Annotated in this window: 12 protein-coding genes; 9 read left to right on the top strand and 3 right to left on the bottom strand. The window is 70.8% G+C overall.

Features of this window, described 5'->3' with window-relative positions; translation table 11 throughout:
* From DEU35_RS17035 to DEU35_RS05605, 8 genes are all read left to right on the top strand, one after another.
* The coding region (locus tag DEU35_RS17035; RefSeq protein WP_396652081.1) for a hypothetical protein at positions 1-188 on the top strand (188 nt) is incomplete at its 5' end.
* 105 nt (positions 189-293) lie between these two features.
* Complete coding sequence (locus DEU35_RS05575) at positions 294-644, top strand: carboxymuconolactone decarboxylase family protein (protein WP_055959812.1); 351 nt, start codon at positions 294-296, stop codon at positions 642-644.
* A 4-nt stretch (positions 645-648) separates the two neighbouring features.
* On the top strand, positions 649-1,992 hold the full coding sequence (locus DEU35_RS05580) for a M20/M25/M40 family metallo-hydrolase (RefSeq protein WP_103207016.1): 1,344 nt from the start codon (positions 649-651) through the stop codon (positions 1,990-1,992).
* Between the two features lie 426 nt (positions 1,993-2,418).
* Positions 2,419-3,480 (top strand): amino acid ABC transporter permease, encoded by a 1,062-nt coding sequence (locus DEU35_RS05585; protein ID WP_116238822.1) that lies wholly within the window; start codon positions 2,419-2,421, stop codon positions 3,478-3,480.
* The gene (locus DEU35_RS05590; RefSeq protein WP_116238823.1) at positions 3,477-4,259 is read left to right on the top strand and encodes an amino acid ABC transporter ATP-binding protein; all 783 of its coding nucleotides are present in this window, start codon (positions 3,477-3,479) and stop codon (positions 4,257-4,259) included. The genes DEU35_RS05585 and DEU35_RS05590 overlap by 4 nt, the downstream gene beginning before the upstream one ends.
* A gap of 113 nt (positions 4,260-4,372) precedes the next feature.
* Positions 4,373-5,353 (top strand): ABC transporter substrate-binding protein, encoded by a 981-nt coding sequence (locus DEU35_RS05595; protein WP_116238824.1) that lies wholly within the window; start codon positions 4,373-4,375, stop codon positions 5,351-5,353.
* A gap of 61 nt (positions 5,354-5,414) precedes the next feature.
* Positions 5,415-5,930: a GNAT family N-acetyltransferase gene (locus DEU35_RS05600; RefSeq protein WP_103207020.1), complete on the top strand. Its 516-nt coding sequence runs from the start codon at positions 5,415-5,417 to the stop codon at positions 5,928-5,930.
* Between the two features lie 96 nt (positions 5,931-6,026).
* On the top strand, positions 6,027-6,785 hold the full coding sequence (locus DEU35_RS05605; protein ID WP_258873345.1) for an alpha/beta fold hydrolase: 759 nt from the start codon (positions 6,027-6,029) through the stop codon (positions 6,783-6,785).
* A 185-nt stretch (positions 6,786-6,970) separates the two neighbouring features.
* On the opposite strand, the gene DEU35_RS05610 is transcribed toward DEU35_RS05605, so the two are convergent.
* The 3 genes from DEU35_RS05610 to DEU35_RS05620 form a co-directional block, all read right to left on the bottom strand.
* Complete coding sequence (locus tag DEU35_RS05610; RefSeq protein ID WP_103207021.1) at positions 6,971-7,474, bottom strand: GNAT family N-acetyltransferase; 504 nt, start codon at positions 7,472-7,474, stop codon at positions 6,971-6,973.
* A gap of 74 nt (positions 7,475-7,548) precedes the next feature.
* The gene (locus tag DEU35_RS05615) at positions 7,549-8,328 is read right to left on the bottom strand and encodes an alpha/beta fold hydrolase (RefSeq protein ID WP_103207022.1); all 780 of its coding nucleotides are present in this window, start codon (positions 8,326-8,328) and stop codon (positions 7,549-7,551) included.
* Positions 8,329-8,390: 62 nt separating this feature from the next.
* Positions 8,391-9,764 carry a pyridoxal-dependent decarboxylase gene (locus DEU35_RS05620; protein WP_116238825.1) on the bottom strand — a complete coding sequence of 458 codons (1,374 nt, stop codon included), beginning with the start codon at positions 9,762-9,764 and terminating at the stop codon, positions 8,391-8,393.
* A gap of 329 nt (positions 9,765-10,093) precedes the next feature.
* Between DEU35_RS05620 and DEU35_RS05625 the strand changes: the two genes are divergently transcribed.
* Positions 10,094-11,104: an LLM class flavin-dependent oxidoreductase gene (locus tag DEU35_RS05625; protein ID WP_116238826.1), complete on the top strand. Its 1,011-nt coding sequence runs from the start codon at positions 10,094-10,096 to the stop codon at positions 11,102-11,104.
* The last annotated feature ends 90 nt before the right edge of the window (positions 11,105-11,194 follow it).

Raw genomic sequence — 11,194 nt, forward strand, 5'->3', positions numbered from 1 at the left:
ACTCCGGAGAGCCCTCCGTCGACATCCCCTTCTTCGACGGCACACGGAAGGCCACCGTGTATCCCGACGAGGTCTTCGCACTCGACGAAGCGACCGATATCTTCTTCCACTATTACGAGACCGGCGAGATCCCGTCCGGCTACGAGCTGCGCTGGTACGACCTCACCTGGCCTAAGCCGCAGCCCTGATCGCACCGGTGTGTCACCGTATGACGCACGACCGCCGGTCGGGGCGGCCCCGCGTGGCACCGTGGATGCGACATATCCGCACCGCTCACGCCGCCGGGAGGCCCCATGTCCGAGTACTTCGATCGCACCGCTGACAAGACGTACACCAAGGTCTACAAGGCCGAGACGCCCGACATCCTCGCCGCGTTCGCCGCGTTCGATCAGGCCGTGTTCGCGCCCGAGGGCCGCGCGATCCCGCTGAAGTACCGCGAGCTCATCGCCCTGGCCGTCGGTATCACGACCCAGTGCGTGTACTGCATCGACGGTCACTCGCAGAACGCCGTGAAGGCCGGCGCCACCGAGGCCGAGCTCGCCGAAGCCGCCTGGGTCGCGACCGCCATCCGCGCGGGCGGTGGCTACGCGCACGGACGCCTGGCGTTCAAGCTCGCCGACGACGCCCGCCCGCACCAGCACTGACCCCGTGACCGACGCGCCCTCGCCCCAGCCCGACGGGCACGACACGCCAGAGCCGGGCCCGCTCGAAACTGAAGCGCTCGAGCACATCCGCGCGCTCATCCGCATCGACAGCGTCAACACGGGCGACGCGGCCACGATCGGTGACGGCGAGACGCGCGCCGCGCTCTACGTGAAGAAGCGTCTCGACGAGGTCGGGTACGAGACGGTCCTGGTCGAACCCCGGCCGGGTCGGGCGAGCGTCATCGCACGGTTGCCCGGTTCGGATCCGGATGCCGGAGCCCTCGTCGCCCATGCCCACCTCGACGTCGTGCCGGTCGACGCCGAGGACTGGACGTACCCGCCGTTCGGGGCCGAGATCCACGACGGCATCCTGTACGGCCGCGGGGCGGTCGACATGAAGGACTTCGCGGGGATGCTGCTCGCGATCGCGCGCGCGTTCCGGCGCGACGGCGTCGTTCCGCGGCGCGACCTCATCTTCGCGTTCTTCGCCGACGAGGAGGCCGGAGGCGTGTGGGGCGCACGGTGGATCGTCGAGAACCGCCCGGAGCTCTTCGAGGGCGCGACCGAGGCGCTGAGCGAGGTGGGCGGCTTCTCGATCCCGCTGCCCGATGACCGCCGCGCCTATCTCGTCGCGACCGCCGAAAAAGGCGTGACGGTCGCCACCCTGACCGCGCGTGGGGCTGCGGCGCACGGCTCCCGACCCACCGCCGACAACGCCGTGGTGCGCGTCGCGCGCGCCGTCGCGGCGATCGGCGATCACCGCTTCCCGGTCGTGCGGACCGCGACGCTCGAGCGCTTCCTCGAGGTCTACGGACGCGCCAGCGGCGAGCCCCTCGACGGCGACGACCTGTCGCGCCTGGGGTTCTCGGCATCCGTCATCGATGCGGGAGCGCGCAACACGGTCTCGCCGACCGTGCTCGCGGCCGGGGGCAAGATCAACGTCATCCCCGCCTCGGCGAGCGCGGCACTCGACGTGCGCATCGTGCCGGGGCAGGCCGATGCAGTGCGGGAGCAGCTCGCGGCCGTCGTCGGCGACGACATCGAGGTCACGTGGACGCGCGACATCCCGGCGATCGAGGCTCCGGCAGAGGGGCGGCTGATCGACGTGCTGCAGGATGCCGTGACCGCCGAAGACCCCGACGGCACCGTCGTGCCGTACCTGCTGCCCGCCAGCACCGACAACAAGCACCTCAGTCGTCTCGGCATCCGGGGCTACGGCTTCGTGCCGCTGCGCGTGCCCGCCGACTTCGACGTGTTCGGGCAGTTCCACACGGCCGACGAGTGCGTGCCGGTGGAGGCGCTGTATTTCGGCACGCGGGTGACCGCGCGGATCCTGCGCGACGCGTAGCGGCGGGCGGGCGTGCCGAACTCCTGAGAATCCGGGCGGAAAGGCTCGTTCCGGAGCCGAAAGCCGCCGCAGCGCGCCACTTCTCCGGAGTTCAGCACGCCGCCGTGGCGGCTCCCCGGTGCTCGAGTCGCGCGCAGGTCGCGTGCGTAACTCCCGAGAATCCACGCGAGCACGCCGGCATCCGCCCCGAAAGTCGCCGCAGCGCGCCACTTCTCCGGAATTGGGCACGGCAGCCCGCCGCCAAACCGGCGACGGTAACGCCCCGAGCCGTCGCGCGTCCAGCGTGTTACCCCGCATGCCCCCGGGTTTCGGCCCGTGGCGGGGCGTTTCGACGTGTGAAACGCCCGCTCGGCGGTGCGCGCGGGCCGTCATAGCGTTTCGGTCACCCACCGGCATCCCGCCGATCCGGAAGCCCAGGAGCACGCCATGACCACCACCGCGCCGGCCCCCGCCGACCGCCCGACCACCGGTCCCACCGCCGCGCGAGACACCGCGCCCACGACGGCCCGCGACAAGGTCGACCTCGGCACGATCGCCGTCGTCCCCACACGCCACTGGTGGCGTTGGATCCTCAGCGGCCTGCTGCTGTTCGTCGTGGCGCAGTTCGTGTGGAGTCTCGTCACCAACGACCGCTACCTCTGGGGCACCTTCGCGCAGTACTTCTTCTCGGAGCCCGTGCTGATCGGCATCGGCTACACGCTGTCGCTCACGGCGATCTCGGCCGTCGTCGGCTTCTCACTGGGCACGCTGCTGGCCCTCGGCCGGCTGTCGGCGTCTCCGCTGCTGAGCGGGGTGGCGTGGGGCTACATCTGGTTCTTCCGGTCGGTGCCCCTCGTCGTGCAGATCATCGTCTGGTACAACCTGGGGTACCTGTACCCGACCCTGGGCCTGGGCACCCCGTTCACGACCGATTTCTGGATCGTGGAGTTCCCGACGGTCCAGCTGGTCAGCGCCTTCGCCGCCGCGATTCTCGGACTCGGCCTGCACCAGGCGGCGTATTCGGCCGAGATCATCCGCGGCGGCCTCGTCTCGGTCGACCCCGGTCAGCACGAGGCGGCTGCGGCGCTCGGCATCCCGGCATCCCGTCGTCTGTTCCGGATCATCCTGCCGCAGGCCATGCGCTCGATCGTGCCCAACGCGACGAACGAGATCATCGGCCTGGTCAAGGGCGCGTCGGTCGTGTTCGTCATCGCGATCCCCGAGCTGTTCTACGCGGTGCAGGTCATCTACAACCGCAACAGCCGCGTGATCCCGCTGCTGCTCGTCGCGGTCGTCTGGTACACGCTGATCACGACGATCCTGAGCATCGCGCAGTACTACATCGAGCGGTACTACGCCCGCGGGTCCGCTCGGGCGCTGCCGCCGACTCCCGTGCAGCGCGCCCGCACCTGGGTGCGCACGCAGTGGGCGCGCCTCGGTGACTCCCCCGCTCCACCGGGGGGAACGGATGCCGAGACACCCACCGCCGCGAAGGGAGCTCGGGCATGACCGCGGTCACGGCGACGAGCGGGCTCGTCGAGGTGCACAACGTGCACAAGAGCTTCCACGGGGTCGAGGTGCTGAAGGGCATCGACCTGACCGTGCAGCCCGGAGAGGTCGTGGCCCTGCTCGGCCCGAGCGGTTCGGGAAAGTCGACTCTGCTACGCACCATCAACCACCTCGAGACGGTGGATGCCGGCTCGGTCACGGTCGACGGCGAGTTCATCGGTTACGAGCTGCGTCACGGCAGACTGCACGAGCTGCGCGAGCGCGAGATCCTCCAGCGTCGCACGCAGGTGGGCATCGTCTTCCAGAACTTCCACCTCTTCCCGCACCTCACCGCCCTCGAGAACATCACCGAGGCACCTCTCGCGCTCAAACGCCTGGGCAGAGGCGAGGCGCGTGAGCTGGCTCTCGGCCTGCTCGAGCGGGTGGGCCTGGCCGAGAAGGCCGACGCCTATCCGCGGCAGCTGTCCGGCGGCCAGCAGCAGCGCGTCGCGATCGCCCGCGCCCTCGCCCTGCAGCCCAAGGTGCTCCTGTTCGATGAGCCGACGAGCGCTCTCGACCCCGAGCTCGTGGGCGAGGTGCTCGATGTCATCCGCGACCTCGCGAAGCTCGGCACGACCCTCGTGATCGTCACGCACGAGATCGGCTTCGCCCGCGAGGTCGCCGACCGGGTGGTCTTCCTCGACCAGGGCCGTCTCGTCGAGCAGGGCACCCCCGATGAGGTGCTCTCGCGACCGCAGCATCCGCGCACGCGCGAGTTCCTCGCGAAGGTGCTCGGCTGACCCCACCCCTCTCGGGCCTCGCCACGCGGGGGCCCGCTCCCACCCGTACCCGAAACCGCGGCGCCGACACCGCCGCCGCGGCATCCAACCCGCACCACCACAGGAGACACAGCATGGCACTCAGTAAGAAGCAGGGCATCGCGATCGGCGTGATCGCCGCAGCGGTCGTCGCCGTCGTCGGCGTCGGCGTCACCATCGGCCTCACCCGCCCGGCCGACGCGGTCGCGGCGCCCGAGCCCTCGGCATCCGCCTCGAACGCCCCGGCGGAGTGGGTGCACACCGACGCCGTTCCCGAGGCCGTCGCCGCGCTCAAGGCGAGCGGGTTCACGCCCATCGAACCGGGCAAGCTGACGGTCGCCGTCGGCGCGTTCGTGCCGCCGCTGAGCTATGTGCCCGAGGGAGAGACGCTGCCCTCGGGGACCGAGCCCAACATCGGCTCGCTCATCGCCGAGGGTCTCGGCCTCGAGTACAACCCCGTCGTGGTGGCGTGGGCGGATTGGCCGCTCGGCATCCAGTCGGGAAAGTATGACCTCATCACCGCCAACGTCACGGTGACCGAGGAGCGGAAAGAGCTGTACGACTTCGCCAGCTACCGCCAAGACCTGCTGGGCTTCGCCGTCCGCGCCGACAGCTCGATCGCGAAGATCGAGACCGCCGACGACATCTCGGGCCTGAAGATCGTGGTCGGCTCGGGCACCAACCAAGAGAAGGTGCTGCTGAACTGGAACGAAGAGCTCGTCGCGGCCGGCAAGGCTCCCGCCGACCTGCAGTACTACGACGACACCGCCGCCTCGACCCTCGCCCTGCTGTCGGGTCGAGTCGACGCGACCTTCGGTCCGAACGCCACCGCCGCGTGGGCCGCGCGCGACACGGGTGAGACCAAGATCGTGGGCGTCGTCCCGGGCGGCTACCCGCTGCAGGCCGACATCGCGGCGGGCACCAAGAAGGGCAACGGACTCGTCGAGCCCGTGCAGATCGTGCTGAACGACCTGATCGCGAACGGCACGTACGCCAAGGTGCTGAAGGCGTGGAACCTCACATCCGAGGGCATCGAGACCTCACAGATCAACCCCCCGGGACTCCCGAAGTCCTGAATCCTCTGGGGGCCCGGTCTTCCGAGACCGGGCCCCCAGCACGCCTGATGGAATGGATGCCATGACCACCTCGCCCGTCTCGTCACCGACCATCCGGCTCGTCGCCCCGCACGAGCACACCGAGGCCGGCCGCGTCACCGCCGAGGCGTATCGGCAGAGCTATGACGGGCTCACCGACAGCTACCTCTCGTCGCTCGCCGACGTCGACGGGCGCGTCGCGCTGGGCGAGGTCTGGGTTGCGCTCGACGGTGAGGAGATCGTCGGGACGGTGTGGACGCCGCGCCCCGGCGAGCGCCTCTCCGAGCTCGCCGAGGAGGGCGAGCTCGATTTCCGTCAGCTCGCGGTCGCCCCCTCGGCGCGCGGGCGCGGCGTCGGAGAGGCGCTCACCCGGCACGTGATCGGGCTCGCTCGAGAGAGAGGGGCGCACCGCGTGGTCATGAACAGCGGCCCCGAGATGCTCGGCGCGCACGCGCTCTACCTGAAGCTCGGCTTCCGCCGCCTCACCGAGCGCGAGCACCCGGTCGAGGTGGAACCGGGCCGGTTCCTCGATCTGCGGGCGTTCGGCTTCGACCTCTGACGGCGCGGGGCGCGCCGGTCGCTCGGGGGGATCCGATCGAAACGGGGGCGCGCAAGCCTCACCCGCCCTCGTCGCGGCGGGCATACGGTCGCATCCGTGACGGGGAAATCAGTTCGCGACCATGCGGTGCACGGGCTCGCGTTCCGGTCGTTCTCCAGCCGCCGCGAAGGACGCCCGGTCTTCGTGCTCATCCACGGCATCGGAATGTCGCACCGCTACCTGACCCGCCTTCACGACGAACTGGCGCGGGATGCCGAGGTGCACACCATCGATCTACCGGGCTTCGGCGGGCTGCCCAAACCGCGACGGGCCGCCGACATCGCCGACGTCGCGAGGGCGCTGGGCCGCGTGCTCGACGATCTCGGCGTCGGGTCCGCGGTGCTCGTGGGCCACTCGATGGGCGCGCAGTGGGTCGTGGAGCTGGGGGTGCAGCGTCCCGACCTCGCGGACGCGGTCGTCGCGATCGGGCCCGTCACCGACGATCGGAGGCGCAACGCCCTGGTCCAGGCCCTGCTGCTGACCCGCGACTCCGTCCTCGAGCCGCCCCGGCCAAACGCCCTCGTCTGCACCGACTACCTGCGCTGCGGCCCCGTCTGGTACGCCCGCCAGGCGCGGCACATGCTGGGCTACCCGATCGAGGACCGGATTCCCCTCCTCACGGCACCCCTGCTCGTCGTGCGCGGCGCCGACGACCCGATCGCGCAACAGTCGTGGGCGCAGCGCTTGGGCACCCTCGCCGCCGACGGCACGGTCGACATCGTCCCCGGTCACCGCCACCTCGTGCAGTTCACCGCGGCGCCCGAGGTCGCCCGGCGCATCCTCGCGTTCCTGGCACGCCACCGAAGCACCCGCTGAGTCGGTCCCGTCAGAGGAGGGATGCCGCGGAGCGTGGCATCCCTCGGTCTGCTGTCGTAGACGACACGGGTCGGCCGTCACCGCGTGAATGCCGCGCGAGCAGGGCGGGAGCCGAGTCGGCGGGGCGGGCCGGCGAAGCCGCGCTGCCGCCGGTCAGCACGGTCAGCCGGCGAAAGGCGAGACGCTCACGAGGGGAGCGACTTCGCGAAGCAGCGCGACGCGGGGAAGCGGACGTAGGGCGGGAAGGTCTCGATCGCGTGGTAGCCGATGCGCTCGTACAGCGCGATGGCCTCGGGCTGACGATCGCCGGTCTGCAGGATCAGTCGCGACACCCCGCGCGCGAGGGCGAGACGCTCGAGCTCCGACATGAGCGCTCGGCTGGCGCCCTGCCCGCGGGCACGCCGATCGACGAAGACGCGCTTGACCTCGAGATCGGTCCCGAGCGCGCGCAGGGCCGCGTGCCCCACCGGTTCCCCGGCGGCATCGTGGACGAGGATCACGTCGACGATCGTCGCCGGATCAACCGCGAAGTCCTCCGCCAGGACCGCCTGCGTCTCGTCGTCGAAGGCGGCGAAGACCGGGGCGTAGCGGGGGCCGATCTCTTCGTCCATCGCTGTGCGCAGAGCGACGGCGCGCTCGTCGTGCCAGTCGACGCGTTCGATCGTCCACGTGGGGTGCGCCGCCGTCATGACGCCAGTATCGCCGGGGTCACACGCGTGCCGAGAGCAGGCGGAAACGTCGGGTAATACGGGGCATGCGCCGCTCAGCGATCCATGCGGGCGAGCCACTCGCGGAAGAGCGCCCCGGTGACGTCGGGCTGTTCGAGGTGCACGTTGTGACCGGCCCCGTCGAGCACGACGAAGCTCCCGCGCGGGTAGTGCTCCCGCAGGGCGAGACCGTCCTCGTACCCGACGACGTCGTCCTGACGGCCGAACACGTGCAGGGTCGGCGCGGTGAACGGTTCGGGATACCGCTCCTCCGGCACGCCATCGATTGCGTAGTCGGCGGCGATGCGGTCCATGACCGTGGTGTCGGCCCCGCGCAGACCCGGCAGGACGTACCGCTGGAAGGCGGCGAACGACGCGGCATCCTGAATGACGCTGATCTCTTCGAAGGCCTCGCGAGCGTCGCCCGCAGCGTCGAGGACCGGCGACTCGACGTGGACCACGGTGCGTTCGGGGACGCTCCGCTCGTGATGCGCCGGGCGGAATACGCCCGCCAGGGTGGCCAGGCCCCGCACACGCGGACGACGTTCGTGCGCGACGTGGCGGGCGAGCATCGCCCCGTAGGAGTTGCCGATGACAGCGAAGGGCTCATCGCCCAGATGATCGTCGATCTCGGCGAGGACGCCGTACGCCACCTCCCGGGTACTCGACACCGTCGCTCCCCGCGCTGCCGACTCCGCCCAGGGCAGGTCGAGCAGCACCAAGCGCCACGGCGCGTCTCCGATCCACTCGGCGAGCGGCAGCATGATCCGGTGGTCCACACCGAATCCGTGCAAAGCGACGAGGGGGCGACCCGAACCGATTTCACGCGCGATCACGAAGGGGATCGTACGCGAGCGTAGCTGCGCTCCCACCAGATGAGCGCACCGCAAGCGCCTGTTCAGGCTCGCGCGAGTCCCGCCAGCAGTTCGACGAGAGCGTCCGCGTCCTCCGCGCGCGTCCGCCACGACGACACCGAGATGCGGAACGCCGGTTCTCCCCGCCAGACGGTCGCGCCGAACCACGTGTGGCCGCTGGCTTGGGCGGCGGCCACGATGCGCGCCGTCTCCTCGGCGGACCCGGCTCGTGCCAGCACCTGGTTCAGCACGACGCGATTGAGCACCGTGTAGCCGGCCCCGCGGAGACCGTCGGCGATCCGCGTGGCCGTCGCGGTCGAGTTCTCGACGAGTTCGGCCACGCCGTCTCGACCCAGCGTGCGCAGGGCCGCCCAGATCGGGATGCCGCGTGCCCGCCGCGAGAACTCCAGGGTCAGATTCTTCTGCGCGTCGTCGGTCGACGGGGCATATGTCGCATCGGAGTGCAGAGCCGCGTTCACCGAGTCGCGGTTCCGGACGATGCTGACGGCGCTGTCGTAGGGCGTGTTCAACCATTTGTGCCCGTCGACGGTCCACGAATCGGCCCGGTCGATGCCGTCGGTGAGCGGTCGAAGACGCGAGGCCCGCGCCCACAGACCGAACGCTCCGTCGACGTGGATCCACCCGGCGCTCGCCCGCACCTTCTGCATGATCGGTTCGAACGGGTCGAACTCGCCCGTGTTGACCTCGCCGGCCTGCAGGATCACGATCGTGCTCGCGTCGACCGCGGGGAGGGCGTCGGGGTCGATGCGTCCGTATTCATCGGTGCGGACCCACTCGACGAGGTCCGAGCCGAAACCGAGGACGCGCAGAGCCTTGCGCACGACGACGTGCGCGAGTTCGCTCGCGACGACCCGCACCGGGGGTGCACCGGTCAGCCCGCGACGCGCGACGTCCCACCCGAGCTGTGCCAGCACGTGCTGCCGAGCGGTGGCGAGGATCGCGACCGTCCCGGCGCCCGCGCTGGTAGAGAACCCGACGGCGCTGTCGCGCGGCAGATCGAGAACCTCGACGACCCAGCGAGCGGCGATCGCTTCGATCGCGCTGGTCGCGGGCGAGCCGAGTGGGGTGGATGCCGTGTTGTCCCACGCCAGGGCGAGGCGATCGGCCGCCGCCGCGACGGGGAGCGTCGCGCCGACGACGAAACCGAAGTAGCGCGCCCCGTTCGACTCGACGGCGGCTGCCGAGCCGAGTTCATCGAGCAGGGCGATGGTCGAGCGCTCATCGTGACCGGCCGCGGACAACTCCTCATCGAATCCGCTGAGCGCCTCCCGCGCATGAACCGACGGGTAGACCGGTCGTGAGCCGATGGCCGCGACGTAGTCCTGGGCGCGACGGTCGGCGTCTGCGAGGACGGCGAGTTCGGCCGGACGATCGTGAGGGTCTCGGGAGGGCAGCATGGGTCCGATTCTGACCGCCCACGGACGCGCGGCGGAGCGGCCAATCGGGACTCCGTGGACTCGTCGGGGGCGCGCCCTCGCTCCTCCGCCGCCTCGCTTCGCTGACGCCGGTCGCGTGCCCGAAAGGCTCGGAGCCTGGCACATCAGTCACGAACACGCCTCGGGTTCGCAGGGACGGGCGCGCGAGCGAAGGGGTTCAGCCGCCGATTCGGTGACGGATGCCACCTCGAGCGGCAGCATCCGATCCCCTCCTGTGCCCGCTCGGCCCGGCGATGACGGACCGTGACGATGCGGCCTCGATCGGTCGCCGGCGCCGTTAGCGTGGCGGGGTGACCCGCGCTCTCCGCTCCCTCGGCTTCCTCACCATCGGCCTCTTCGATCGCGAGAACCCGCGCGCCGGGCACGAGACCACGCTGTCGATCATCGAGCGCGGCGAGCGCCTCGGCTTCGACAGCGCGTGGCTGCGCGACCGGCACCTGCAGTACGGCATCTCCTCGCCCGTGGCGGTGCTCGCCGCGGCATCCCAGCGCACGAGCCGCATCCGCCTGGGTACCGCTGTCATCCCGCTCGGGTGGGAGAACCCGCTGCGCCTCGCCGAAGACCTCGCCACCGTCGACGTGCTGACCGGCGGGCGCCTCGAGCCCGGCTTCTCGGTGGGGCCGCCCCGCCACCTCGACGAGATCGCGCCGGCGCTGTACCCCGACACCGCCGACGCCGAGGACTTCGGATACGAGCGCCTCTCACGCCTACGCCGCTTCCTCGCCGGCGAGCGGGTCAGCCCGTTCTCGGGCACCGAGGGGATCGAGGAGTACTCGGAGCGCGTCGAGCCCCACTCCCCCGGTCTCTCGGACCGGCTCTGGTACGGCGCCGGCAGCCCGACCTCGACGACCTGGGCAGCCGAGAACGGCTTCCACCTGCTCACCAGCAGCGTGATCCAGTCGGTGCACTCGACCGACTTCGATGTCGAGCAGGACGCGCAGATCCAGCTCTACCGCGAGACGCACCCCGACGGCGAGACCGCCCGGGTGTCACAGGGTCTCGTCGTCGTGCCGACCGACACCGCCACACCCGAACAACGCCGGCGGTACGAGGCGTACGCCGAGTCGCGGCGCGGGCGCGTCGGCATCCCCCAGGGTCCGAAAGGGCTGCTGTTCGCCGAGGATCTCGTGGGCACGTCCGAGCAGATCGCCGACCGGCTGCTGTCGTCGCGGTCGTTCCCGCGGGTCGACGAGGTGGCCTTCGCGCTGCCCTTCGCTTTCGAGCCCGACGACTATGTGCAGATCCTCGAGGACATCGCGGGGCGCCTCGGGCCGCTGCTGGGGTGGCAGCCGTCAGCCTGACGCCCCGGACGCACCGCCGTCCGCGCGGCACGTTGAGTGTCCAAGAAACCCGGACGAATTCTCGAGACGTCCGGGTGTCTTGGACGCTCA

Source organism: Microbacterium sp. AG157, from assembly GCF_003385695.1.
Classification (GTDB): Bacteria; Actinomycetota; Actinomycetes; order Actinomycetales; family Microbacteriaceae; genus Microbacterium; species Microbacterium testaceum.